Below are 26,035 nucleotides of genomic sequence, written 5' to 3'. Positions count from 1 at the left end.
CCTAGCTCGGCGCGCCGGGCACAGGCGGCGCGACGTGGGTGCGCTCGTACTCGGACAGGATGTCGATACGACGTTGATGCCGTTCGGCTTTCGACCACGGCGTGGTTAGGAACGCATCGACGATCGCGAGCATCTCCTCTTCCGTATGCATGCGCCCGCCGATGCCGATCACCTGCGCGTTGTTGTGCTCGCGCGCGAGTTTGGCCGTCTCGACGCTCCACCCCAACGCACACCGCACACCGGGCACCTTGTTCGCGGCGATCTGCTCGCCGTTGCCCGAGCCGCCGAGCACGATGCCGAGGCTGCCCGGGTCGGCGACAGTCTTCTCGGCGGCCGCGATGCAGAACGCCGGGTAGTCGTCGTCGGCGTCGTACGCGTACGCCCCGCAATCGACGGGCTCGTGCCCGTTGGCGGTGAGGTGCTCGATGATCCGCTGCTTGAACTCGAAGCCCGCGTGGTCGGCTCCCAGGTAGACGCGCATGGCGGCCATTCTGGCAGACGGTTCTTGCCAGCGTGCTCGCATACCGGCGAGGGAGGGCTGACAAACTGCGAAGTCGCCGTGCAAACCTCCGCGCAGGCATAACATCGCGGCTTATCACGGCCATGGGCGCCGGAATCGGAGAGCGGCAAATGTTCGATTTGTTTCAGCCTTCACGAGCGATCGCTGTCGGTTGTCTTTCGGCGGCCACACTTCTCGGTACTTGGGCACCAGCCGCCGCTGACCCAGCAAGCGATCAGGCACGCAATGACGAACTGGCCGCTCTGATCCCCGCGGGCTCGACCGATTGCCAAGTCGGCCGGCAGTACCCCGAAGACCCGTTCGTCGCCAGGCTCGGCTGCGGCCGGAACAGTCAACCGGGCGGGCCGTACAGCGCCGTCTACTCGCTGTACGGGAGCACTGCCGACGTGGACACGGCCTTCGGCATATTGGCGGGCAGTGGTAGTCCTGTCGCATGTCCGGGAGCGGCCGGCGCGCAGCCGGTCGCATGGGGAGGCGGCATGGTGGTCTGCACGACAGCCAGCGGCCCCCGAGAAGGCGCGCCGACGGTGTCGTGGACCAAGACTTCGGATCTGTTCGTGGGGTCGGCATCGGGCGACGACCTCACGGCGCTGTATTCGTGGTGGCTCGGGGCGCGCTAACGCTCGTCAGCCGAAGGCGACCGCGAGCGGTCAATCGAATACCGGCGGCTCCGTGCGGGTGCGCTTCAGCTCCCAGAAGTGCGGATAGGACGCAAACGTCACCGAGGCGTCCCACAGCTTTCCGGCCTCTTCGCCGCGTGGGATCTTCGACAGCACCGGGCCGAAGAAGGCGACACCGTTGACGTGAATCGTGGGGGTGCCGACGTCGTCGCCGACGGCATCCATACCCGCGTGATGGCTCTCTCGCAGCGCCTCGTCGTACTTGTCGGTGTTGGCGGCCTCGGCCAGCTCGGCCGGCAGTCCGACCTCTTCCAGCGACTCCTTGATGACCTTTGTGAAATCGGAGTCGAAGTCTCCATATCCCTGGTTGTGGATGCGAGTGCCCATCGCCGTGTACAGAGGCGCGAGGATTTCGCTGCCCTTGGCCTGCTCTGCGGCGATCGCCACCCGGACCGGCTTCCACGCCTGCTTGAGACCTTCGCGGTACTGCTCAGGCAGATCGTCTTTGTTCTCGTTGAGCACCGCAAGACTCATCACGTGCCACTGCACCTCGATATCGCGCACCTTTTCGACTTCGAGGATCCAACGGGACGTGATCCAGCACCACGGGCACAGCGGGTCGAACCAGAAACCGGCGACAGACTTCTCGGGCATGAAAACCTCTCGGTAGTTGGTCAGACGTCCATTCAGACAACCTTGCACCCCGCCCGCATGTTCCCGCTGCCACGCATTGCGACATACCGGCGCACAGGACACGCATAGTGTGCAAACAGTTATACAAGCGTGTTGTCGATGTGACTGTTGTCAATCAGTGTTTCACCTGTGATTAAAACGAAACGCACGATCGCCATGACCCTGGCCGGACCCGCGATGGCACTCTGTCTCGCGGCGCCGGCGTCCGCCGAGCCGGTGGACACGACGTTCCTCAACGCGCTGAACGACGCCGGCATTGGGTACGGCGATGCCGTAAGCACGGAAAGGCTCGGACAGTCGGTCTGCCCGATGCTCGTCGAACCGGGCAAGAACCTGGCGTCGGTGTACTCCACCGTTTCCAACAACGGCATCAACCCCGACATGGCGGCCTTCTTCACCGGGATCGCCATATCGATGTACTGCCCATCGATGATGGCCCGGATCGGCAACGGCACCGTCCTGGAGGGGCTCGACGGACTGGGCGGCCTGAACGGGCTCACCGGGCTCAACGGGTTCGGGATACCGGGGTTCTAGCGCGCCTCACCACGAGACCGACCACTAGGTTGGACACGTGGCACTTCCCAACCTCACCCGTGACCAAGCCGTCGAACGCGCCGCACTGGTCACCGTCGGCAACTACCGCATCGACCTCGATCTGACCGACGGCGCCGGCAAGCCCGGCGAGCGCACGTTCCGATCGGTGACGACCGTCGACTTCGAAGCGCTGCCCGGCGCCGACACCTACATCGACATCGCCGCCGATCGCGTCCGCAGCGCCGTCCTCAACGGCCGCGACATCGACGTGTCGAGTTACGACGAGTCCACCGGTATTCCGCTGACGGGCCTGGTCGAAAGCAACGTCCTCGTCGTCGACGCCGAATGCCGCTATTCCAACACCGGTGAAGGCCTGCATCGGTTCGTCGACCCGGTCGACGACGAGGTCTACCTGTACTCACAGTTCGAAACCGCCGACGCCAAGCGGATGTTCGCGTGCTTCGACCAGCCCGACCTCAAGGCGACCTTCGAGGTGACCGTCACGGCCCCGTCGCACTGGGAGGTCGTCTCCAACGGCGCCACCACCGACGCCGAAGACGCGGGCGCCGGCAAACGGCACACCTTCGCCGTCACACCGAGGATGAGCACCTATCTGGTCGCGCTGATCGCCGGCCCGTACGCGCGCTGGGACGACAACTACAACGACGAGCACGGCGACATTCCGCTCGGCCTGTTCTGCCGCAAGTCGCTCGCCGAATTCATGGACGCGGAGCGGCTTTTCACCGAGACGAAGCAGGGATTCGGCTTCTACCACAACAACTTCGGCGTGCCGTATGCCTTCGGCAAGTACGACCAGCTGTTCGTGCCGGAGTTCAATGCGGGCGCTATGGAGAACGCCGGCGCCGTGACATTTCTCGAGGATTACGTCTTTCGCAGCAAGGTGACGCGGGCGTCGTACGAGCGACGCGCGGAGACCGTCCTGCACGAGATGGCGCACATGTGGTTCGGCGATCTGGTCACGATGCAGTGGTGGGACGACCTGTGGCTCAACGAGTCGTTCGCGACGTTCGCCTCGGTGCTGTGCCAGGCCGAGGCGACCGAGTACAAAGAGGCCTGGACGACGTTCGCGAACGTCGAGAAGTCCTGGGCATACCGGCAGGATCAGTTGCCGTCGACGCATCCGGTGGCCGCCGACATCCCCGATCTGCACGCCGTCGAGGTGAACTTCGACGGCATCACCTACGCCAAGGGCGCCAGCGTCCTGAAGCAGCTCGTGGCTTACGTGGGACTCGAGTCGTTCCTGGCCGGCCTGCGGGATTACTTCCGCGACCACGCTTTTGCGAATGCGACGTTCGGCGACCTGCTGGGCGCGCTGGAGAAGGCGTCCGGACGCGACCTGTCCGGCTGGGGCAGGCAGTGGCTCAAAACCACCGGACTCAACACGCTGCGTGCTGAATTCGACCTCGACGCCGACGACAATTTCACCCGGTTCGCGATCGCCCAGAGCGGGGCGCAACCGGGCGCCGGGGAGACACGCGTGCACCGCCTCGCGGTCGGAATCTATGACGACGACGGTAGCGGCAAGCTGGTGCGAACGCACCGCGAGGAGCTCGACATCGAGGGTGATGTTACCGAAGTATCTGCGCTGCAGGGAGTTTCGCGGGGACAGCTCGTCCTGGTCAACGACGACGACCTGACGTACTGCTCGTTACGCCTTGACCCGCAGTCGCTGCAGACGGCGCTCACGAGGATCGCCGATATCGCCGAGCCGCTCCCCCGCACGCTGGCGTGGTCGGCGGCGTGGGAGATGACCCGTGACGCCGAACTGAAGGCCCGCGACTTCGTCGCCCTCGTCATCAGCGGTGTGCACGCCGAATCCGAAGTCGGTGTCGCGCAACGCCTCCTGTTGCAGGCACAGACCGCGCTCGGCTCCTACGCCGACCCGGTCTGGGCGAAAGAGAACGGCTGGCCGGCATTCGGCGATGCACTGCTGGACCGTGCACGCGAGTCGGCACCGGGTTCTGACCACCAGCTGGCGTTCGTCAATGCGCTGTGCGCATCGGTGCTCTCCCCCAACCACATTGCTGTGCTGTCGACGCTGTTGGACAACGAGCCCGAGGCGGTGAACATGCCGGGCCTGGTGATCGACACGGACTTGCGCTGGCGCATTGTCACCGCGTTGGCCACCGCAGGCGTCATCGACGCGGACGGCCCCGAATCACCGTTCATCGACGCGGAAGCCGAACGCGATCCGACGGCTGCAGGTGGGCGGCATGCCGCGCAGGCCGCGGCGGCGCGGCCTCAGTTGGCGGTGAAGGAAGCGGACTGGCAGGAGGTCATGGAGGACGACACCCTGGCCAACGTCACCGCGCGGTCGATCACCATCGGCTTCGTGCGCCCGGGTCAGGAAGAACTGCTGAAGCCGTTCCGCGACAAGTACTTCAGCGCCATCTCCGGCGTCTGGCAACGGCGGTCGAGCGAGGTGGCACAGACCGTCGTCGTCGGGCTGTATCCGTCATGGGACATCAGCCAGGAGGGGTTAAACGCCGCCGACAGGTTCCTGTCTGACCCAGACGTGCCGCCGCCGCTACGCCGGCTGGTGCTCGAAGGCCGCGCCGGGGTCGAGCGGTCGCTGCGTGCACGGGGTTTCGACGCCAGCTGACTTTCGCAAGGCCCACGCGAAGCCGCGAGTGACCGTGTTTGTACGGCGACACGCCGTAAACCGTGTGCACTTTGCGGTCACTCGCGCGGCATTCTTTGTGGATGGCGGTCAGTCGGACGAGACGAGCGCGCGCTGCGCGCAAGCGCAAGAAACGGATGGCCGCCGTCGACCATGACCTGACCGCCGAGCAGTGGGCAGCCATCAAGGATGCCTGGGAAGGTTGCGCTTACTGCGGGGCGACCGACGCTGCACTACAGCGCGATTGCGTCATGGCGATATCCCGCGGCGGGCGCTACACCATCGACAACGTCGTGCCCGCTTGCGCCAGGTGCAACACCAGCAAGTGCAACGACGAAGTCACCGGATGGATGCGCCGTAAGCGCCTCGACGAACGCAGATTTCTCCAGCGATACGTCGAGATCCGTGCGGCGCTGTTGGCCGACGCCGGCTAATGAGCTGCTGGTGAGACCCCGGCGCTCATCACCTCGACGGCCTTGATCAGGCCCGGGATGAGCTTGCCGTCCTTGAACAGCTCCGCGGCGGCGGTCACTCCCTTGGGTGCGGACTCCTCGATGCCGCGGCCGCTGACCTCGCTGCCGTAGACCACCTCGATCGCGCGCTGGTCGGGGGACACCGCGAGCAGCACGGCGTTGTCCGGTGTCGGCACCTTCGCCAGGATCTGGCGGGCGGTCGCCGCGGTATCGGCGCCGAGGTCCCCGAGGTACACCGCGAAACGGGCCTTGGCGGCGCGCGAACCGTATTTCAGCGCGTCGTCGAGAAACGCCAGATCGTTGACCGGGAAGGGGTAGTGCACCGACAACTCGCCGGGCTCGGTGACCCCGGAGATCCGGCCGCTGTTCGTGACGACCCAGCCGCGCGGCAGCTCGGCGAGTTCCGTGGAACGAGTAGTTACGACGTCACCACTTGCCACTTGCGCCGCCTCCTACCGTGACGGGGTGCGAACCATGGCCAGCCCCATGACCGCCGTGATCGGCGGGTTCATCGGCTGCCCACAGGATCGGGTCATGCGTCCACTTGTCGGACATCTTGTAGGTAGCCGGATGCGGGCCCTTGCGCTTTGGACCGACGACGTAGATCAAGAACATCAACACCAGCAGCACGGCCAGTGGAACCCCGCCAAGGAGGGAATGAGTAAGTGCTGTGCTCACGCGCAAACCGTATCAGCCAGCGATGAGCGCCTGCGCGAAGAGCCAACAGCCAGCGATGAGCGCCTGCGCGAAGAGCCGACAGCCAGCGATGAGCGCCTGCGCGAAGAGCCAAGGGCCATAGCTCAGGCCGCGCCTTCGCCCAGATACCGAACCCATGCCGGATCGAGTTCCTTCACGCTGGACAGCAGTCGCCAATGCTGGCCCTTCGGCGGTACCGGCACCGAGCGCAGCGACCAGCCGAGTTCGGAGAGCAAACGGTCGGCCTTGCGGTGGTTGCACGTCGAGCAGGCCGCCACACAGTTCTCCCACGAATGCTCGCCGCCGCGACTGCGTGGCACCACATGGTCGACGGTGTCAGCCTTGGCGCCGCAATAGGCGCAGCGGAACCGGTCGCGGTGCATCAGCGCGGCCCTGGTCATCGGGATGCGCGCACGGTAAGGCACTCGGACGTAGGACCGCAGCCGGATGACCGAGGGCACCACGATGGAGCGGCTGGCGGAGTGGATGACGGGGCCGCCCGGATCGTCGTGGACCACGTCGGCTTTTCCGCACATCAGCATGATGACCGCCCGCCGCATGGGCAGAGCGGTCAACGGTTCGTACGTGGAGTTCAGCAGGAGTACCCGCCGCCGGCCCCACAGCGAGCCTTCCCTGGTACTGGGCGGATGGGTTTCGACGCTGTGCAGGACGCGCGACTGCGAATGCGACACTGCGGGCCCGGACAAGCCGGCTGCGGCGTCGTGAAGCCGGTGGCCAGCCCTCTTGGACGGGCCTTTCTTGCGATGCGCCATACGTCCTCCGTCGGACAGTCCACCACGGATTCCTGTCAATCGCACGACAATTCTGCTCGTGTTCGCTGGTCAGTCCAATGAACATCGGGTGACGCGACCGGCTGGGCAGCGCTTCGTGGCGGCAGGACACAATGGTGGAGTGACTCAGCCCCAGCGGTCGTTCTACGACGAAGTCGGTGGCCATGACACGTTCCGCACCCTCGTGTCGCGGTTCTACCAGTTGGTGCGCGAGGACGAGATCCTGCTCCCGCTGTATCCCGAGGAAGACCTCGACGGCGCCGAGGTGCGGCTGCGGATGTTCCTCGAGCAGTATTGGGGCGGGCCGAGGACCTACTCTGACCAGCGCGGTCATCCGAGGCTGCGAATGCGGCACGCACCGTTTCGGATCGGTTATCTCGAGCGCGACGCATGGCTGCGCTGCATGCACACCGCCGTCGCGGAGATCGACTCGCAGACGCTGGACGACGAGCATCGCGCCGAGCTCCTGGCCTACTTGGAGATGGCCGCGCACTCGATGGTCAACTCACCCTTCTGACGAGCGGGCCAAGCTGCGGTGAACGCGCCGTTTCCTCGACGGTGCGAGCGGGCCGTTGACGTAGATTTGGCGGCGATGAGTCAGGACGTGAGTGCCCGTGAGCCTTGGTGGTCGCACGCGCTGTTTTATCAGGTCTATCCGCGGTCGTTCTACGACAGCAACGGCGACGGTCTCGGAGATCTCGACGGTGTGATCGCCAAGCTGGACTATCTCGAGGCACTCGGGGTCGACGCGATCTGGCTCAACCCGGTCATGGTGTCGCCGATGGCCGACAACGGCTATGACGTGGCCGACCCCCGCGACGTCGACCCGATGTTCGGCGGCATCGGAGCGCTGGACCGGCTGACAGAGGCCGCGCACGCCGTGGGAATCAAGGTGACGATGGATCTGGTGCCCAACCACACCAGCTCGGCGCACCCCTGGTTCCAGGCGGCGCTGGCCGCCAGCCCTGGCAGCGATCAGCGCGAGCGCTACATCTTCCGCGACGGCACCGGCCCCGGCGGTGTTCATCCCCCGAACAACTGGGTGTCGATCTTCGGCGGGCCGGCGTGGACGCGCGTCGTCGAAGCCGACGGCAATCCCGGGCAGTGGTACCTGCACCTCTTCGACGCCGAACAGCCGGATCTGAACTGGGACAACCCGGAGGTCTTCGATGATCTCGAGAAGACGCTGAGGTTCTGGTTCGAGCGTGGCATCGACGGGTTCCGCATCGACGTCGCACACGGGATGGCCAAGCCGCCGGGACTGCCCGACATGGAGCACGTCAAGGCCGAGGTGCTGCTGGCCGATATGGACGACGACCCGCGGTTCAACAACGACGGCGTGCACGACATCCACCGGCAGATCCGCGGGGTGTTCGACGATTTCGACAACGCAGTCGCGATTGGCGAGGTCTGGGTGTACGACAACGAACAGTTCTCGCAGTACGTGCGGGCAGATGAGCTGCATCTGGCCTTCAACTTCCGCCTGCTGCGCGCGGAGTTCGACGCCACCGACATCCGTCATGCCATCGAGAACTCGCTTGCCGCAGCGCATCTCGTGGATGCGACGCCGAGCTGGACGCTGGCCAATCACGACGTCGACCGTGAACCGACCCGGTACGGCGGCGGAGCCGTCGGTCTGGACCGCGCCAAGGCGATGACGCTGGCGATGCTGGCACTGCCCGGCGCGGTGTTCATCTACAACGGCGAAGAGCTGGGCCTGCCCAACGTCGACCTGCCCGACGAGGCGCTGCGCGATCCGGTGTGGGAGCGCTCGGGTCACACGCGGCGCGGGCGCGACGCCAGCCGGGTGCCGGTGCCGTGGGAGGGCGACGCGCCTCCGTTCGGCTTCTCGGACAGTTCTGACACCTGGCTGCCGCTGCCTGAGGACTGGGCGACGTTGACCGTCGAGCGGCAGGACGGTGATCCGGCGTCGACGCTGACGTTCTACCGGCGAGCAATCGAATTGCGGCGGGATCGAGCCGAGTTCGCCGGTCCGACGATCGAATGGCTCGACTCCCCGGCCGACACGTTGACGTTCCGGAATAGCGGCGGGTTGGTATGCGTGCTCAATGCCGGCGCCGACGCGATAGCGTTGCCCGACGATGAGGTGTTGTTGGCGAGTGCTGAACTGGTGGGCGGCAAGCTGCCGCCGAACGCCGCCGCCTGGCTGGTCTAGTTTCCGCGAAGGCTTTTACCGCAGGACCAATGCCGGGTCGCCGCGTCGTCGATAAACCGAACCGAAGCGAGCGTCGACGCGCAACCATGACGGAAGCGCACGCACTCGCACGATCTCGTCGCCGCCGACGGCATCACCCGATTGCGGCAGGAAACCCATTGCGGTCAAGGCGAATACACAGCGCATCGGTATACCAACGCTGGCGTCGCCGGCGATGACCGCCACCACCTCCTGGTCCAGCAGCGACGCGGGTGGACCGTGCGAGCTGGAATGCTCCTTGGCGAGCGCCATTCCTCGCTGCGCCAGATCGAGCATGACACCGGCAGGCACGTCATCGAGGTGCTCGAAGCCCGACTCGGGCGGCAACGCACCGCGCCACGCGGAGTCCATCGCGAAGCCCGTCTCGACATATCCGCTGGCATCCATCGCGGCCAGACCCGCGGCCAACGCGTCGGCACCCACGGACAGGTCGGCAGGCTTGACTTCACCGGCGACCACGCGACTGGCCAGCACGTCGAACCCGGTCGACACCCAGGCCGTGACCAGACCGCCCTCGCGCTCACGTAACCGGATCACCGCCGCGTCGTCCAGTCGCAAGGCGCGCTCGACGAAGGCCGCGAGGTCTTCGCGATCAGCGGCGTCGTGCAGCCAGATACCGCGCTCGGGTTGAGTCATCTCAACCATTGCCGCAAATACGCCTTCTGACCATCTGAAAGTCGTTGCAGTCTTTGCTCTCTGATATGTACGGCGGCCAGCTGTGTATCGGCGATCACGGCGGGTTTCGAGTCGGCAGACGCACCCACCGGCCGCACTTCGTATCCGATGGTGAAATCGACAGACCGCACCTTCTTCGTCCACATCGTCACCTGCAAGGGCGAATCGATCAGTCGCACCTGCGCCTTGTAGGAGATGTGCACGTCCGCGATCAGCAGGCCGATGGTGTCGATCTCAGGACCGAACGGCTCACGCAGAAACGGAATCCGGGCCTCTTCGAGGAGTGTGACCATAGTCGCGTGGTTGACGTGCTGATACATGTCGATGTCCGACCAACGGACGTGCACCGGCGCGATGAAACCATGTGTCACCCAGACGTCCCCGTTCCACTCGTCCGAGTCATGCTGCGAATCTGACGGGCGGCCACCGACAGGGTGGCCAGGTCGAGTTCTCCGCCCTCGTAGATCTCGGCGAGCGTTCGCCGCGCACGGCCGACTCGCGAACTGTTGGTCGACTCCCACTCGGCGATCTTCTCCTCGCCGGTCTCGTCGGGCTCGCCCACGGCCAGCACATCGAAGCACAACGCACGTAGCGAACCGTAGATGTCGTCGCGAATCGCCAACCGCGCCAGAGAATGCCAACGGTCATCCCGTTCGAGCCGTGACACCGCCGTGAGCAGGCTGTCGGTGTTGAAGTGATCCATCAACGCGAAGTACGTGTCCGCGACCTCGGCCGGTTCGCGGTCGACTATGTCCGCGATGTCGATGACGTCGAGCAGGCTGTACTGGTACAGCCCCGTCGCGATCATGTACGCCAGGTCGGAAGACACTCCCTGCGAACTGAAATCGCCGGCCTCCTTCGACACGATCGCCTGATCGTCGCCGCGGAGCCACTCCGACATGCGCGGAGTCAGGGCGGCGACTTTGGCCGCAAACCGATTGATCTCGGCCCCGACCGCCAGCGGTTGCGGCCGGTAATTGAGCAGCCAGCGCCCGGCCCGGTCGATGAGCCGCCGCAGATCCAATGTCATCCGGTCCGACACCACCACCGACACCCCGTTTTCGCTGGCCACGCGGATCTGACGCAACACGTCGCTGATCCGGAAGATGGCGTCGGTCGCCGCATAGCTTCGGACCGCGTCCACCGGCCCCACACCGACGTCTTCGGCGACCCGGTAGGCGTAGCTGATGCCGCTGGTGTCGACGAGGTCGTTCACCAGCATCGTGGTGACGATCTCCCGACGCAGCTGGTGCGCACGGATGTCCGCGCCGAACTCCTCGCGAAGCCTGGCGGGGAAATACACCGGCAGGCGAGCAGCGAACGCGTCCTGATCGGGCAGGTCGCTGGCGAGCACGTCGTCCTTGAGAGCAAGTTTGACGTGAGCCATCAGCGTCGCGAGTTCCGGTGAAGTCAAACCGATTCCGATTTCGGAGCGACGACTGATCTCTTTCTCGGATGGCAGCGCCTCGAGTTCCCGGTTCAGCCCACGATCGTGGACGAAGTCCTTGATCATGCGTGCGTGGACGGGGAGCAGACTGGCCGAGTTCGCGCGGCTGGTGCCCAGCAGATCGTTCTGATCGACGTTGTCCTCGAGAACAAGACGACCGACCTCGTCGGTCATCGACAGCAGCAGTTCGGTGCGGTCCTGCGGACTGACCTTGCCCGCGGTGACGAGTGAATCGATCAGGATCTTGATGTTGACCTCGTGGTCGGAACAGTCGACGCCTGCCGAGTTGTCCAGCGCATCGGTGTTGATCCGGCCCCCTGCGAGATCAAACTCGACCCGCCCCAGTGAAGTCACGCCCAGGTTGCCACCTTCGCCGATGACCTTGGCGCGCACCTGATTACCGTTGACCCGCACGGGATCGTTGGCACGATCGCCGACGTCGGCATCGGACTCCGTCTCGGCCTTGATGTAGGTGCCGATACCGCCGTTGAACAGCAGATCCGCAGGCGCCATCAGAATCGCCTTCATCAGCGCGGGTGGGGTGAGTTCCTCGACGCCGTCCTCGATGCCCAGTGCCGTGCGGGCCTGCGAGCTGATCGGGATCGCCTTCTGTTCCCTGCTGTACACGCCGCCGCCCTCGCTGATCAGCGAGGCGTTGTAGTCCTCCCAGCTGGACCGCGGCAGTTCAAACAGTCGCTTGCGCTCGTCCCACGACGTCGCCGCGTCGGGGTTCGGGTCGATGAAGATGTGCCGATGGTCGAACGCGGCGCGCAGTCGAATGTGCTTGGACAGCAGCATTCCGTTGCCGAACACGTCGCCGCTCATGTCACCGACGCCGACGACGGTGAAGTCCTCGGACTGGGTGTCGACGCCCATCTCTTTGAAATGCCGTTTGACCGATTCCCACGCACCCTTGGCGGTGATACCCATCGCCTTGTGGTCGTAGCCCACCGATCCGCCCGACGCGAAGGCGTCGCCGAGCCAGAAGCCGTAGGACAGCGCCACCTCGTTGGCGATGTCTGAGAACGTCGCGGTGCCCTTGTCGGCGGCGACCACGAGATACGCGTCGTCGCCGTCCCTGCGCACGACGTCGGCCGGCGTCACAACCGCCCCGGTGACCTTGTCGACGTTGTCGGTGACGTCGAGCAGACCGGAGATGAAGAGTCGGTAGCACGCCACGCCCTCGCTGCGTTGGGCGTCTCGGTCGGCTGCGGCGTCGCCGGTGGCCGGGGGCGGGTTCTTGACGACGAACCCACCCTTGGCGCCGACCGGCACGATGACGGCGTTCTTCACCGCCTGAGCCTTCACGAGGCCCAGGATCTCGGTGCGGAAGTCCTCTCTGCGATCCGACCAGCGCAGTCCGCCGCGGGCCACATGCCCGAATCGCAGGTGTACGCCCTCGACGCGCGGCGAGTACACGAAGATCTCGAACCTGGGTCGCGGCAGCGGGAGTTCGTCGATCAGGCCTGGGTTCAGCTTGAAGGACAGGACGTTTCGTGCGCGCGCGGACTCCTGCCGGGTGACGAAGTAGTTGGTGCGCAGCGTGGCCTGAATCATCGACGCGAACGCGCGCAGAACTCGGTCGGTGTCGAGACTGACCAAGGCGTCGATGTCGGCGGCGACGGCTGCTGCGGCGGCCTGGGCGTCGCGTCGTCGCGGCGCATCGTCTGTCGGCGCGGTCGGACAGAACAGGGCCTCGAACAATTCGACCAGCGATCGCGCCGTCGCGGCGTTGTCGTTGATCACGGACTCGATGTGTGACTGGCTGTACGGAAAACCCGCCTGCTTCAGATATTTCGCATAGCTGCGTACGACGGCTACCTGCTGCCAGGTGAGGCCGGCCCGCAGGACGAGTTCGTTGAACCGGTCGATCTCGGCGCGGCCGTGCCAGATCGCGGTCACCGCATCGGCGAAGCGCATCTGGGCGGCCTCGCGTTCAGGGCCCGGCGGCACCTCCGGTACGGAACTGTGCGGCGACATCTTGAATTGGTAGATCCACACCGGCAAACCGTCGGGTCGGGTCACGGTGAACGGCCGTTCCTCGAGCACCACGACACCCATCGACTGCAGCATCGGGAGTAGGGCACTCAGGGACGCGGACTGTCCGCCGAGATACAGGGTGAGCTGCGCGATGTGTTCCTCGACGGCGTCCAGGAGCACAGGCTTGATCGAATTATCTTGCAGCTCTTCGATGATGGCGATGTCGTTGATCGCTTCATGCGGCGTGAAGGCCTGCTTGTAGGACTCCGAGAACGCCGACGCGTAGTGCGCTGCCTTGGCTTGGTCGATGGAACCAGTCCTGACCGCACCGGTCAGCAGATCTCCCCACGTGCGGGCCGCCTCGGTCAGCAGACCCTGGATGCGGGTTTCGTTCTCCAGCGAGGCATCGATGTCCGCCGGACGCGAGCCGTCGGGCATGCGGACCGTGAAATGCACAACGGCCCATGGTGATTCACTGACGCGTGCGGTGTACTCGATGCTGACCCCGCCGAGCTCGCGCACCAGGATGTTCTGCATCTCCAGCCGCACGTCGGTGGTGTAACGGTCACGGGGAAGGTACACCAGACACGAGACGAAATGGGCGAGCGAATCGGCCCGCATGAACAACAGGGTGCGGCGTCGCGACCCGAGGTCGACGACCGCCTTGACCATGTCGAGCAGCGCCCGTGCCGACAGCGCGAACAACTCCGAACGGGGAATGGTCTGGATGATGTCGAGCAGCAACTGGCCCGGGTGGCTCGGATCGCGCTGCGAGAGCGCCAACGCCTCGCGCACTCGCCCGGAAATCAGCGGTATTTCAAGCACATTGGCATTGGTCGCCGCGACGGTGAACAGGCCGACGAAACGGTGTTCTATCACCGTCGGACCCAACTGCTCGCGTACGACGACGATGTAAGGGTACGCGCCGTAACGAAGGTAGCTGGGGATGGTCGCCTGAGCCAGCACAAGCAGCTCGTCGCTGTGCGTCAACTGCGGCAGCACATCCTGGCGCAGCCGGAGGACGCCGAGCCGGCTCGCCGGGTCCACCGAAGATCGACCATTGTCGACGGAGCAGCGTTGGTAGCCGAGCAGCACGAAGTGCCCGTCGGCGAGCCACCGCAGCAGCGCTGCAACGTCTTTGCGATCCCGCCCGGGGAATCGGCCGTTGTGGTCGTTATCGAGTTCGAACGCCAGTTGGCGCATCGAGGCACCCATCGCGCTGGAGTCCAGCGCGACCTGCCGTGCGTCGGCCAGGACGCCGGGCAGCAACTGGGCAACCTGGGTGAGCGCGCCGCTGTCCGCGGCTTGGCCGAGTTGAACATGGATCCAAGACTCATCGACGCCTTCACGCGACGCCGCCGGGTCGGCGGACGGCCGGACGTCGAGCAGCTCGCCGTTCGAGCTTCGTCGCACCCGGAAGACCGGGTTCATGATCGCCGAGTACGAGACGCCGAATCGGTGCAGCAGCACGGTCACCGAATCCATCACCATCGGGCTGTAATCAGTGACGACCTGCATCGCCGGACCGAAGCCCTTCGGGTCGTCCCCGCCGTATACCGCGACCCGCGTTTCGCCGACCGCCCGACGCTGCCCAAGGCGATGATGCGCGGTCACGAGCGCCGGGCCCATCATCTGGCGCGACGACATATCGACCGGCAGGGTCAGCGACGCGTCGGACGCGGGTGCATCGTGCGGGCCGCGGTAGGTATCGAGATAGGCGTGCGCGAGCCGCGCGACGTCTTCCGGGCTCAGCGCGTGAGGTGCTGAAGGTCCGGCGCGACCGGGACCAGCTGGTCCGCCGATGGCTCCCGGATTCACCGACATGCGACGCTCCTCGCCTGTACCCGTGGACCGCCCGTCATTGGACGTCGTCGCCGGCTCGACGAGCAGGCGACCACGTGGTCCGCACGATGGACACTAGTCTCGCGTGAGGCGGCGGTGGGTCACCCTGTGCGGACGTGCCGCGTCGGCACCGAGCCGCTCGATCTTGTTCTCCTCGTAGCCGCCGAAGTTGCCTTCGAACCAGAACCACTTGGCCTCGTTGTCGTCGTCGCCCTCCCACGCCAGGATGTGCGTGCACGTGCGGTCGAGGAACCAGCGATCGTGCGAGATCACGACTGCACAGCCGGGGAAATTCTCCAGCGCGTTCTCGAGCGAGGACAGCGTTTCGACGTCGAGATCGTTGGTCGGCTCGTCGAGCAGGATCAGGTTGCCGCCCTCTTTGAGGGTGAGCGCGAGGTTGAGCCGGTTGCGTTCACCACCCGACAGCACGCCGGCGGGCTTCTGCTGATCCGGACCCTTGAAACCGAATGCCGAGACATACGCCCTCGACGGGATCTCATTCTGTCCGACCTCGATGTAGTCCAGCTTGTCGGAAACCACTTCCCACACGGTCTTCTTGGGGTCGATGCCGCCGCGGCTCTGGTCTACGTAGCTGAGCTTGACCGTCTCGCCGACCTTCACGGTGCCGCTGTCCGGCTGCTCGAGACCGACGATGGTCTTGAACAGCGTGGTCTTACCTACACCGTTGGGGCCGATGACGCCGACGATTCCGTTGCGCGGAAGAGTGAACGACAGGTCCTTGATGAGGGTGCGCCCCTCGAACCCCTTGTCGAGATGCTCCACCTCGACGACCACGTTGCCGAGGCGCGGGCCGACCGGGATCTGAATTTCCTCGAAGTCGAGCTTGCGGGTCTTCTCCGCCTCGGTGACCATCTCTTCGTAGCGTCCGAGGCGGGCCTTGTTCTTGGCCTGGCGCGCCTTGGCGCCAGACCGGACCCAGGCCAGCTCCTCCTGCAGTCGCTTCTGCAGCTTGGCATCCTTGCGACCCTGAACGGCGACGCGCTCGGCCTTCTTCTCCAGGTAGGTGGAGTAGTTGCCCTCGTACGGGTAAGCGCGTCCGCGGTCGAGCTCCAGGATCCACTCCGCGACGTTGTCCAGGAAGTAGCGGTCGTGCGTGACGGCCAGGATGGCGCCCTTGTAGCTGGCGAGATGCTGTTCGAGCCACAAAACGCTCTCGGCGTCGAGGTGGTTGGTCGGCTCGTCGAGCAGCAGCAGGTCGGGCTTGGACAGCAGCAGCTTGCACAGCGCCACCCGCCGCTTCTCGCCGCCGGACAGATGGGTGACGGGCTCGTCGGCCGGTGGGCAGCGCAGCGCGTCCATCGCCTGTTCGAGCTGGGAGTCGATGTCCCAGGCGTCGGCGGCGTCGAGCTCCTCCTGGAGCTTGCCCATCTCCTCCATCAGCTCATCGCTGTAGTCGGTGGCCATCAGCTCGGCGACCTCGTTGTAGCGGTTGAGCTTGGCCTTGATCGCAACGCCTTCTTCAACGTTCTCGCGGACCGTCTTGGTCTCGTCGAGTTCGGGCTCCTGCATCAGGATGCCGACCGTCGCACCCGGTTGGAGCAGCGCATCGCCGTTGTTGGGGGTGTCGAGCCCGGCCATGATCCGCAAGACGCTCGACTTACCAGCCCCGTTGGGACCGACAACGCCGATCTTCGCGCCTGGAAGGAAGTTCAGACTGACGTCGTCAAGGATGACCTTGTCGCCGTGCGCCTTGCGGACCTTCCGCATCGAATAGATGAATTCGGCCATGCCGTGGTGTTGCCTTTCAAAAGAGGGTCGAGTCGTTTATCGCCGCCGACCATCCTAGGCGTGGCCCCCACGGTCGAGCCGACCGTGTGCCTGCGGCTACGCCGACAGTGGCAGCTCCCGGCCTGACTCGTCGGCGACGCCGTCATCGCTGGCGTCGGAGGTTTCGTCGGCAAGGTCGGTGACCTGCGCGTCGGCCGGTTGTTTGGTCCGGTCGATGCGGGCGGTGCAGCGGGCCAGATCTGGGCCGACGGATGTCGCCCGTACCTCGACCGACGAGCGCCGGTTGCCGTCACGGTCCTCGTACTCGCTGGTGTAGACGTGTCCGACGACGATCACCGGATCGCCCTTCACGAGACCGGCGCTGGCACCAGCGACCGCGCGCCCCCAGCAGGTCACCGTCACGAACAACGAGTTGCCCGGCTCCCATGTTCCTTCGGCAGTGCGGCGGCGGGAATTACTGGCGACGCGGAACCTGACCATCTCCTGCTCGCCGACCTGACGGTGGATTGGATCGGTGACGATATTGCCGACGATGTGAAACGGCGTCTCGAACATGATGCTTCCTTTCATTACGTGCGACGGCCGGCGACCCGGCGCGTCGGTGACACGACCATTGACCGTCGGGCCGCCGACATCGAGACCACATACGGTCGGCGCCGCCCCGCGGCTGTGGATCAATCCGCCGTTGTGGATAGGCCGCGGGTCAGCCTTCGAGTGCCTCCGCACAACCCGCCGATCCCAACCGCCGCGAAACCTCGCGCGAGAAGTAGCCGACGCCATGTGGACCGCTCGGCATCAGGCACACCAGTCCGCTGCCGCGGATAAAGCCACCTGCCGCGAAATTCTCTACCTGCCAACGGGTTACCTGCTCGACCCAATCAGGCAGCTGGGCGGTGCGCTTCGGTGCCCCGGTGGTTCCGCCCGATTCGAAGATCAGCGGTGTCGCCGCCGAAATGCCATGCGATCGCCGCGCGCAGAAACGCGTCCGGCTCCTCGAGGGGTCGGTCGCTCGCAACGTCCAGCAATGAGAAGTCGACACCGGTCACGGCACCAATAGTGTCACCGCCACGTGGCATGCAGCGTGACCTATCTCGCGAAAATGCGTGCGTTAACGTGCCATTCGGCAAGCGTCTACCGCGCGTGCCGGTCACGATGCCCCGTACATTGAAGGCCCATGAGCGAGGATCTGGAGTTGGTGGTGTTCGGCGCGCACCTGCGGGGCGGACCGCTGTCTCACGAACTCACGGATTTGGGCGCGCAGTGGGCCGGCGAGATCACCACGGCCCCCAGGTACCGGATGTCGGTGCTGCCGACCGACCCGCCCAAGCCCGCCGTCACCCGCGTGCCCGACGGCGCTGCGGGCGCCTCCATCATGGGTCATCGCTGGTTGCTCTCGCCACGGGCACTCGGCTTGTTCCTCGCGGCGCTCCCCGCGCCCATGCAGTTGGGCAAGGTCGAGTTCGAGGACGGCACATGGCGAACCGGATTCAGTTGCGATGCTTCAGCCGCCACCGGCCCCGACATAAGTCGCTATGGCAGCTGGCCCGTCGCCATTGCGGCACGGGCGGTCTAACGACCGCTACTGGGACTGCTCCTCGCGGCGGGCAAGCTCGGCGAGCATCCTGTTGTACGCGGCGAGGTCGGCCTCGTCGTCGCGATCCGCGGCGCGGTCCAGCCGCTTCGCGGTGCGCTCGTCGCTGCGGCGCCACTGAATCAGCAGCGCGGCCATCACGATGACGAGCGGCAACTCGCCTGCCGCCCAGGCGATTCCACCACCCAGCCGTTGGTCGCCGAGCAGGTCGTTGTGCCAGTACAGCTGCAGCGACTTGTAGAACGGCTCTCCCAGTACCGTGTTCGTGCTCATCAACACCACCCCGAAGAACGCGTGGAATGGCAACGACGCGAACACCATGCCGACCTTGCCCAGCGGCGGGATCGGCCGCGGAGTCGGATCGACGCCGATCACCACCCAATAGAACAGGTAGCCGGTCAGGAGGAAGTGCAGATTCATCGCGAGGTGGGCGGGGTGGCTGTCCACCGCCGCGTCGAAGATGCCGCCGAAGTACAGCCCGTAGAAACCCGCCACGAACAGGAACGTCGCGACGAACGGATTGGTGAGCACGCGCGACACCCGAGAATGCAGGGCGGCGAGCAGCCACTCCCTGGGCCCCGGCGGATCGTCGCGGCCAGCGGCGGGTAGCGCCCGCAATGCGAGCGTGACGGGAGCCCCGAGCACGAGCAGGATCGGCGCGAGCATCGACAGCAGCATGTGCGCGGCCATGTGCATGCTGAACATGGCCGGCATATACCGGCCGACGCCTGATGACGTGGCGAACAGGAGGACCAGACAACCCAGGAGCCATGCCACGGTCCGGCCGATCGGCCATGTGTCGCCGCGGCGCCGCAGCCTGATGACGGCAACCGTGTACACGACGGCGAACACGATGGCTGCCGTGCCGAATACCAAGTCGAAGCGCCAGTCGAACAGGATGCGGGCCAGCGTTGGTGGACCTGCCAGGTCGTAGCCGATTTCGATCACCGGGATGGAGGGATTGAAGATGGGGGGCGCAGGGGGCGGTGTCCGCCCCAGCGCGACGGCGATACCGAACGTCAGGCCGAACACCACCGCTTCCACGAGTGCCAACCTGATCAACGGAACGCGCGCCCCAGGGTCCGCCTCCAGCGCGGCGACACCGCGGCGGCGTTGCAACCAACCGAGCGCACCGAGTACGCACAGCGCCGCCGTCTTGGCCAGGATCAGCCAGCCGTACGCGGTGTCGAACAGATCTGAGGGCTGAACCCGGACGAGGGCGTTGACGACACCGCTGAACGCCATGGCGACGAAGCACCACAGTGCGACCGCCGAGAATCGACGCGCCACCAGGTAGGCGTGCTCGCCACCGCGCAGCGCGTGCACCAGCAGCGCCAGCAACCCGCCGGCCCAGAGCGCGCCGGCCACGAGGTGGATGAGCAGGCTGTTGGTGGCCAGATCGTGGGAACCGCCGGAGGCCGAATGACCGGTCAGCGCCAGCGGCAGCAGGGTGGCCAGGGACCCCGCGAACAGCAGCGGCGTCGGCGACCAGCGCAGGACCGGGATGCTGGCGATGGTCACGGCAGCGGCGATGAAGACGGTCCACCGCCACGCCCCGGCGATCTCGACCAGGCTCGCCACCGACCAGATCGCGGACGGGTCCAGGCGCGAGGAGATGGGCTGCCCGGTGACGTCGGACACGGTCAGCGGGACCAGCAACGCGGCGCAGACGGTCCACACGCCGGAGGCGACAGTGCCGAGCCGCAGCGCACGATAGCCGCCGGCGTCGAGCACCCCGTTGGCCTGCGGAGGTACCAGGAATGCGGCGAACAGGAACGACCCGACGGCGATCACGGCGGCGATCTCCCCCGCTGCTCGGACGAACGGCAGGCCATACGTGGTCACCGGGCCCGGATCGGGCAGCCCCGTCGCCGTCAGCGCATCCGCGAGCGACAGCGCGCCCAGGCCCGCGGCGGTCGCCCCGGCCAGCACAGCGACCCCGACGAGCACCGGCCACACCGGGCCGGTGCGCACGCGGGATGCGACCGTCGTCATGCGTTCAGCGTATGGCGTGGCCAGTCGCCAGCCCGCAGGCGATATCCGGAATGCGTGGTGGGCGAGCTGCTAGGCCGGTTCGGTGCGGAGGTTGCGGCGCGCGACCTCGCGCGCATAGAACTGCTCGCGGGAGAACTGCTCGACCTTGTCCATGTCGCGCAGAATGCCGCGCAACTCGGTCGCGAACGCTGCGCGTCGCTCGTCCAGATCGGCGGCCGGTGTCAGCAGATTCTGGTCGGCGACCACCTGACGCGCCGTCGCGAACAACAGGGCGGACACCGACTCGTTGCTCTGCACCCGATGCTGCGCGCTGTATTGATTGCCGAGACCCAGCGCTTGCTTGGTCAACGCCTTCTCGTCGATGTCGGGGGGCGATTCACGCAACACATCCGCCACGATCTCGTACGCCTCGAAGAACGGTCGCAGCATCGCACCGGCGATTAGCGGACGTTTGGCGCGCAGCACGCTGTCGACGTCTCCCGACGCGACGTGCGACTCCCAGTCCTGGTGCCAGGACATCTCTTCGGCGACATGCTCGCGGAAGGCTGCCGAGTCGGCGAAGTAGAAATCGAACTTCAACAGAGCGCGGAGCCGCATCGCCTGGCTCCAAAACGCTTCCAAGCGGTCACCTTCGGCGCGCCCCGAGTACGCCAGCGCCAGGTCGACGATCGACGTCTCGAGGAACGCGTCGATGAGCGTGTTGCGGTAGAACGCCGCCTCGTGCTCGTCCTCGGGCGCAATCCGCCACACCGGCTCGCGGCCACCGTCGACGCACGTGACCGGATGACCGTTGGACAGCGCGTCGAGCGCGGCGCGCACCCCGTCGGCAGTGCGCAACCGTAACGCGCTGTTGGTCATCGGAGTTTGCTTGCGCTCCAAGTAATCCAGCGCATCCTGCAAGGTGTGGTGCAGTTGATCGAGTGTCAGGGCGACACCGCGGGTGGTCAGCAGCAGCGCCGACACCAGCGCGGTCGCATTGACCGGCGTTGCCCGCAGGATCCGCCACGACACCTCGAAGGCCATCTTCTGCATGGCCAGGCGTTTGGCGGCCTCGTCGGTGGCCATCGGACCGTGTGGGGCACCGAGGTATTCGCGCATCGACACCGCCGCGGGAAAGCGGACGTAGATCTTGCCGTAGTTGCGTTCACCCTGCGCCTTGATGAAGTTGTACATCCAGGACAAACCCTCGGGCGTCTTCTCGCCTCCTCGCGCATATGCGGCGTATTCGGCGGTTTCGTGCAGTTGGTCGAAGCTGATCGATACCGGCTGCAGCAGGATGTCGTCGCTGCGGCCGTCGAGGTACGCATCAGCGACGTAGGCGAGCAGACCGAGTTTGGGCGGCAACATCTTTCCGGTGCGTGAGCGGGTGCCCTCGATAGACCAGCTGAGGTTGAAGCGTTTCTCGACGATGTAGCCGACGAACTGCCGCAGCACGTATTTGTAGAGCGGGTCGTCGAGCTTGCGGCGCAGGAAGATCACGCCCGAGTGACGCATCAGCGGACCCATGAACCCGAAGGACAGGTTGATGCCCGCGAAGGTGTGCACCGGTGGCAATCGGTTCTCCTGCATGGCCACCGGGACGATTACACCGTCGAGATAAGACCTGTGGGAGAACAACAGCACCGCGGGATGGTTCTCCAGGCTGTCGCGCATCGCCTCGACCTCGGCGCGGTCGTAGTCGACGTTGGGATCGAACCCGCGGCTGAAGATGGCGCGGCCCAGCGACGGGATCAGGTCGACCGAAAAGCGGCTCCAGCCGGTGGAGAGCTCATCGAGCATCTCCCCCGCCTTTTCGACCGTCGCATCCGGGATCTGTTCCAGGCCTTCGCGAAACCGCGATGAGGCCAGGATCTCTGGCTTCATCAGGCGCGGGGACTTGTATTCCGGTCCCAGCAGGCGCAGCTCGACACGCTCGATCGCCAACGCCGCGCGACGCATCACGAATCGCGCGAACTCCCGAGAGTTCTCGGCGACCGTGGTGTCGGCCCACTGCTGCCGAAGCTCCGAAACCTTGGCGGGCTCGCCGGCGACCACCCGCGCGCGAGACGGATCCTTGCGCAGGATGCGGCGCTGCAGAAGCTCTGGCGGCCGGTAGGTGTCGCGACCCGACAGCAGCGACACCACCTTCGAACGGGTCGGTAGTCCGCCCGGCACCCAGAACACCCGCACGGGGACAACGGACCGATCCTCGTCGGCCTCCAGCTCGGCGACGAGCTGAGCGAGCACGCCGGGAGGCGGATCGTCGTCGGGCAGCCGCAACACGTCCACCTTGGCGTCGGGATGCTCGCGGCGCTGCTGTTCCAGCCAGTCGTTGAGCAGTTCTTGCTCGGCCGGCGACGACACCGATGCCAGCACGAGTGAGTCGTCGGTAGCGGTGAACGGTGCCATCTGGTCCGCGGTGGGTTTCACGACCGGCCCTTCGGCGCAGCCCTTTTCGTCGCCGTCTTCTTGGCGGGGGTTTTCTTCGCCGCAGCTTTGTTGGCCGTCGATTTGGCGGCCGCTTTGGTGGCCGCCTTCTTGGCGGGAACCTTCTTTGCCGCAGACTTCTGCGCCTTCTTGGCCGGAGCCGCGCGGCGGTACAGCTCTGGAGTGGGCAGCTCGTCCCGCGGCCAGTCCCTCAGCGTGTCGAGGTAGAGTTCGCGTACCTCGGCGATGCGTTCGGACAAGTTGTCATGAGTCCAATCGTCTACGGGGATCGGCGGATACACGACGACGTCGACGATGCCGGGATTGAACGTGCTCGAATCGCGGGCGGCGATCACTTCGGCGTTACGAATCACGATGGGCACGATGGGGATTCCCGCCGACATCGCAATACGGAACGGGCCCTTCTTGAACGGGCCGACCTCGGTGGTGTCCAGCCGGGTGCCTTCGGGCGCGATGAGGATCGAGAGCCCCTTGCGCGCGAGCTCCTCGACCTTCTTCAGTCCCTCGATCGCCTTCTGCGGATCGTCACGGTCGATGAACGCCGCGTCCATGATCCTGCCCATCGTGCCGACGATCGGGTCCTTCTCGAGTTCCTTCTTTCCGACCGACGTGAAGTTGGATTCGACGAGTCTCCCGGCGATCAGCGGGTCGGCCTGGTTTCGGTGGTTGAAGATGAACACCGCAGGCCGTTCGGCCGTCAGGTTCTCCTTGCCGAGCACATTGAGATCGACACCGATGGTCGTGAGAAGCGTCCGGCCGAACGTCGACGTGAAGAAGTTGACGCCGGTGCGCCGGTTGCGGGTTAGCAGGCCGAGTCCGATAGCGCCCGCGGCGATCGGCATCATCGTCGCGATGCCCGCGGCGGTGCGCAGCTGTGACACCGGGCTGCTGCCACTGCGGCTGCTGAATCTCAGTACCGGCCAGCCACGTTTGGCGGCGACCGCCGCGAGCTTGCCCGCCGGGTTGGTGGGCCGCGGATTGCCGACCAGATACATCAGCGCGACGTCCTCGTCACCGTCGGCGTAGAAATAGCTTTTCGCCAGATCGACGTCGTTCTCGGAGGCGAACGCCTGCACCGCCCTGGCCTTGCCCGGACCCCAGATGATCGGCCTGAGCACCTCTCCGGTCAGCAGACCGTCCTCGTCGGTCTCGAACTTGTTGCTCAACACGTTCTTGATGCCGAGGAACCGCGCGACCGGCTCGACCTGCACCGTCAACGCCGACGAACTGAGCACCACGGTGTGGCCGCGGGCCATGTGTGCGCGGACGAGCTCACGCATCTCGGGATAGATGCGGCCGACGATCTTCTGGACAAACAGACGCTCGGCCAGCTCGTCGATGTCATCGAGGGAGTTGCCACGCAGCATTCGGGCGCCCTTGCCGATGAGGTCCTCGAATTCGGAGCGACCGAGTTGGTGATTGAGCCCGGCCTGCACCATGCCGATGAACTCCCCGACCGACATCTGGCGGCGCCGCAGCCGGTCCTGCGTCATGACCACACCGGTGAAGCCGGCGACCAGCGTGCCGTCGAGATCGAAGAACGCGCCGACCTCAGGTCCGGCCGGGCTCGCCTCGATTTCGGCGACGGAACCGGGCAGTCGCATGGTCCTGCCGATGGCCGGCGCGCCTTGGCCGTTTCCCGAAGTCATTGCAGCGCACTTCCGTTCGGTGAGATTTGGGCAGTTTCGGGCGGCTCCGCGGAGAACGACGCCGGCTCTGCGCGGCCGTCGCCACCCAGAGCCAGGATTTCGTCGAATCCCGACAACAGGCAGCGTGCCCACAGGTCCGGGTCGTTGATCGCGGCGCGATCGTAGCGTGTGGTGATGGTGCAATACCCCGCCCGAGAGATCAGCACCACCATCATCGCCACACCGGGCAGCGGACCAATTCCGTACTGTCGCAGGATTTTTGCCCCGGCGATGAAGGTGTCGCCCGCGTAAACGGGCACGTTGCTGGCTTGCACGTCGGAGTTGACGATCGAACCCGCCATCGATTCGAGCACCGAGTCAGGCAGCAGGCTGATCACCGGGGCGATGGCACCGACCATGTCGATCGCCCGCTCTTCGCGCTTGCTCGTCATCTGTGAACGGATGTTCTTGATTCGCACCTCGGGGTCCTGCAGCCCGATTGGCGCAGCGAGATTGACCCCTGCGAACCGGTTTCCACCGGCGGGGTCGGCCTCGGATCGAAGGTTGACCGGCACCGCCATCGGCAAGGCATCGATGGGAACACCTTTGGCCTCATGGTAGAGCCGCAGCGCGCCACACAAACCCGCAAGGTACGCGTCGTTGATCGAGCCACCCGCCGCCTTGGCCGCGCGATGCAGGTCGCCGAACTTGATGTCGATGGCCTCGCTGCGCGACGACAGGCTGCGCCGGCGCAGCACCGGCGACGGCTCGGCGACCGGGCCCATCACGCGGACACCGGACATCGCGTAGCCGACGACGCTGCCCATGCGCGAGACCGGGTCGCGAATCGCTTCGGTAACCACATGAGCGGTGCCGGCGACGACGCCGCGCACGCGGCCGGCGATCGTGCCGGGGAGGCGCCGGACCCCTTGCCGCATCAAGTCGTTGGGTGAGAGGTCTTGCGGAATCGGCAACGGAGGGATTGCTCGCGGCGCGGGCTCGCGCTCGAGGTCGTAGATGTTGGCGAACATCTCGACGGCGCCAACACCGTCGGTGATGGCGTGGCTCAGATGCATCATGATCGCAGCACCGCCGCCTTCGAGCCCCCCGATCAGCGTCGCGGTCCACAATGGCCGGGAGATGTCGAGCGGCGACTGCGCGGCGACGTCGGCGAGGTCGAGCACCTGGCGCAGGGTGCCCGGCTCGGCGATCCGGATTCGGCGGACGTGGAAGTCGAGGTTGAAATCGGGATCGATGACCCACCGCGGCGCCACCGTCGGCAGCGTGGGCGTGACGACCTTCTGCCGTAGCCGCAGCACCTTGCGTGAGGCGTTGTCGAACCGTCGCCGGAACTGCTCCCAGTCCGGCTCGGCATCCAGGATCTCCACGGTCATGATCCCCGACCGGGTGCGCGGGTTGGCTTCACCGCGATGCAGGATCTGATCGAACGCGCTCAGTTCCTCCGGGAGTCCGTCGGCGTCGAGGTCCGGCACATCGCTCATTGCCCGTCGCTCCCCT

20 protein-coding genes and 2 pseudogenes are annotated in these 26,035 nt (G+C 65.8%); 7 read left to right on the top strand and 15 right to left on the bottom strand.

What is annotated here, in order from left to right; translation table 11 throughout:
• Nucleotide 1: 1 nt before the first annotated feature.
• Nucleotides 2-481, bottom strand: coding sequence for a ribose-5-phosphate isomerase (locus M1248_RS01395; RefSeq protein WP_207568591.1), 480 nt, complete (start codon nucleotides 479-481; stop codon nucleotides 2-4).
• 149 nt (nucleotides 482-630) lie between these two features.
• On the opposite strand from M1248_RS01395, the gene M1248_RS01390 reads away from it, so the two are divergent.
• Nucleotides 631-1,140 carry a hypothetical protein gene (locus M1248_RS01390; protein ID WP_317147339.1) on the top strand — a complete coding sequence of 170 codons (510 nt, stop codon included), beginning with the start codon at nucleotides 631-633 and terminating at the stop codon, nucleotides 1,138-1,140.
• 30 nt (nucleotides 1,141-1,170) lie between these two features.
• On the opposite strand, the gene M1248_RS01385 is transcribed toward M1248_RS01390, so the two are convergent.
• Complete coding sequence (locus M1248_RS01385) at nucleotides 1,171-1,794, bottom strand: DsbA family protein (protein ID WP_317147338.1); 624 nt, start codon at nucleotides 1,792-1,794, stop codon at nucleotides 1,171-1,173.
• Between the two features lie 195 nt (nucleotides 1,795-1,989).
• On the opposite strand from M1248_RS01385, the gene M1248_RS01380 reads away from it, so the two are divergent.
• The 3 genes from M1248_RS01380 (at nucleotide 1,990) to M1248_RS01370 (ending at nucleotide 5,442) form a co-directional block, all read left to right on the top strand.
• Complete coding sequence (locus M1248_RS01380; protein WP_317147463.1) at nucleotides 1,990-2,367, top strand: DUF732 domain-containing protein; 378 nt, start codon at nucleotides 1,990-1,992, stop codon at nucleotides 2,365-2,367.
• Nucleotides 2,368-2,404: 37 nt separating this feature from the next.
• On the top strand, nucleotides 2,405-4,990 hold the full coding sequence (gene pepN / locus M1248_RS01375; protein WP_163729813.1) for an aminopeptidase N: 2,586 nt from the start codon (nucleotides 2,405-2,407) through the stop codon (nucleotides 4,988-4,990).
• 101 nt (nucleotides 4,991-5,091) lie between these two features.
• Complete coding sequence (locus tag M1248_RS01370) at nucleotides 5,092-5,442, top strand: HNH endonuclease (protein ID WP_174262064.1); 351 nt, start codon at nucleotides 5,092-5,094, stop codon at nucleotides 5,440-5,442.
• On the opposite strand, the gene M1248_RS01365 is transcribed toward M1248_RS01370, so the two are convergent.
• From M1248_RS01365 to M1248_RS01355, 3 genes are all read right to left on the bottom strand, one after another.
• A complete protein-coding gene (locus M1248_RS01365; protein WP_163729815.1) occupies nucleotides 5,439-5,921 on the bottom strand; it encodes a DUF5130 domain-containing protein in 483 nt (160 codons plus the stop codon). The genes M1248_RS01370 and M1248_RS01365 overlap by 4 nt on opposite strands.
• Nucleotides 5,908-6,159 carry a hypothetical protein gene (locus tag M1248_RS01360; RefSeq protein WP_163729816.1) on the bottom strand — a complete coding sequence of 84 codons (252 nt, stop codon included), beginning with the start codon at nucleotides 6,157-6,159 and terminating at the stop codon, nucleotides 5,908-5,910. The genes M1248_RS01365 and M1248_RS01360 overlap by 14 nt, the downstream gene beginning before the upstream one ends.
• 122 nt (nucleotides 6,160-6,281) lie before the next feature.
• Complete coding sequence (locus M1248_RS01355; RefSeq protein ID WP_317147337.1) at nucleotides 6,282-6,950, bottom strand: HNH endonuclease; 669 nt, start codon at nucleotides 6,948-6,950, stop codon at nucleotides 6,282-6,284.
• A 139-nt stretch (nucleotides 6,951-7,089) separates the two neighbouring features.
• Here M1248_RS01355 and M1248_RS01350 point away from each other — a divergent pair, with 139 nt between their 5' ends.
• Nucleotides 7,090-7,485, top strand: coding sequence for a globin (locus M1248_RS01350; RefSeq protein WP_083125814.1), 396 nt, complete (start codon nucleotides 7,090-7,092; stop codon nucleotides 7,483-7,485).
• Between the two features lie 75 nt (nucleotides 7,486-7,560).
• Nucleotides 7,561-9,144, top strand: a complete 1,584-nt coding sequence (locus tag M1248_RS01345; RefSeq protein ID WP_317147336.1) for an alpha-amylase family glycosyl hydrolase — start codon at nucleotides 7,561-7,563, stop codon at nucleotides 9,142-9,144.
• Nucleotides 9,145-9,159: 15 nt separating this feature from the next.
• On the opposite strand, the gene M1248_RS01340 is transcribed toward M1248_RS01345, so the two are convergent.
• The 6 genes and pseudogenes from M1248_RS01340 to M1248_RS01315 all read right to left on the bottom strand — a co-directional run.
• Nucleotides 9,160-9,819 (bottom strand): hypothetical protein, encoded by a 660-nt coding sequence (locus tag M1248_RS01340; protein ID WP_317147462.1) that lies wholly within the window; start codon nucleotides 9,817-9,819, stop codon nucleotides 9,160-9,162.
• Nucleotides 9,816-10,229, bottom strand: a complete 414-nt coding sequence (locus tag M1248_RS01335; protein WP_163729821.1) for an acyl-CoA thioesterase — start codon at nucleotides 10,227-10,229, stop codon at nucleotides 9,816-9,818. Before M1248_RS01335 ends, M1248_RS01340 begins: the two co-directional genes overlap by 4 nt.
• On the bottom strand, nucleotides 10,226-15,109 hold the full coding sequence (locus M1248_RS01330) for an NAD-glutamate dehydrogenase (RefSeq protein WP_317147335.1): 4,884 nt from the start codon (nucleotides 15,107-15,109) through the stop codon (nucleotides 10,226-10,228). The genes M1248_RS01335 and M1248_RS01330 overlap by 4 nt, the downstream gene beginning before the upstream one ends.
• Nucleotides 15,110-15,202: 93 nt before the next feature.
• Nucleotides 15,203-16,876, bottom strand: a complete 1,674-nt coding sequence (gene ettA / locus M1248_RS01325) for an energy-dependent translational throttle protein EttA (protein WP_083125809.1) — start codon at nucleotides 16,874-16,876, stop codon at nucleotides 15,203-15,205.
• A 96-nt stretch (nucleotides 16,877-16,972) separates the two neighbouring features.
• Nucleotides 16,973-17,431 carry a single-stranded DNA-binding protein gene (gene ssb / locus M1248_RS01320; RefSeq protein ID WP_317147334.1) on the bottom strand — a complete coding sequence of 153 codons (459 nt, stop codon included), beginning with the start codon at nucleotides 17,429-17,431 and terminating at the stop codon, nucleotides 16,973-16,975.
• A gap of 178 nt (nucleotides 17,432-17,609) precedes the next feature.
• Nucleotides 17,610-17,922: pseudogene (locus M1248_RS01315) on the bottom strand (phenazine antibiotic biosynthesis protein); the annotation flags it as partial.
• Nucleotides 17,923-18,065: 143 nt separating this feature from the next.
• Between M1248_RS01315 and M1248_RS01310 the strand changes: the two are divergent.
• Nucleotides 18,066-18,449: pseudogene (locus M1248_RS01310) on the top strand (allophanate hydrolase); the annotation flags it as partial.
• Between the two features lie 6 nt (nucleotides 18,450-18,455).
• On the opposite strand, the gene M1248_RS01305 reads toward M1248_RS01310, so the two are convergent.
• The 4 genes from M1248_RS01305 to M1248_RS01290 form a co-directional block, all read right to left on the bottom strand.
• Nucleotides 18,456-20,462: a cytochrome c oxidase assembly protein gene (locus M1248_RS01305; protein ID WP_317147333.1), complete on the bottom strand. Its 2,007-nt coding sequence runs from the start codon at nucleotides 20,460-20,462 to the stop codon at nucleotides 18,456-18,458.
• A 69-nt stretch (nucleotides 20,463-20,531) separates the two neighbouring features.
• Nucleotides 20,532-22,871, bottom strand: coding sequence for a glycerol-3-phosphate 1-O-acyltransferase (locus tag M1248_RS01300; RefSeq protein ID WP_163729825.1), 2,340 nt, complete (start codon nucleotides 22,869-22,871; stop codon nucleotides 20,532-20,534).
• Nucleotides 22,868-24,538, bottom strand: coding sequence for an HAD-IB family hydrolase (locus tag M1248_RS01295; RefSeq protein ID WP_410506600.1), 1,671 nt, complete (start codon nucleotides 24,536-24,538; stop codon nucleotides 22,868-22,870). The genes M1248_RS01300 and M1248_RS01295 overlap by 4 nt, the downstream gene beginning before the upstream one ends.
• Nucleotides 24,535-26,019, bottom strand: coding sequence for a wax ester/triacylglycerol synthase family O-acyltransferase (locus tag M1248_RS01290; protein WP_163729827.1), 1,485 nt, complete (start codon nucleotides 26,017-26,019; stop codon nucleotides 24,535-24,537). Before M1248_RS01290 ends, M1248_RS01295 begins: the two co-directional genes overlap by 4 nt.
• Nucleotides 26,020-26,035 lie beyond the last annotated feature (16 nt).

Origin of the sequence: Mycobacterium sp. 29Ha (genome assembly GCF_032883055.1) — a bacterium.
In the GTDB taxonomy this organism is placed as follows: Bacteria; Actinomycetota; Actinomycetes; order Mycobacteriales; family Mycobacteriaceae; genus Mycobacterium; species Mycobacterium gallinarum.
Note: the sequence above shows the minus strand (reverse complement) of the source record. Positions and strands in the feature narration are given on the sequence as shown.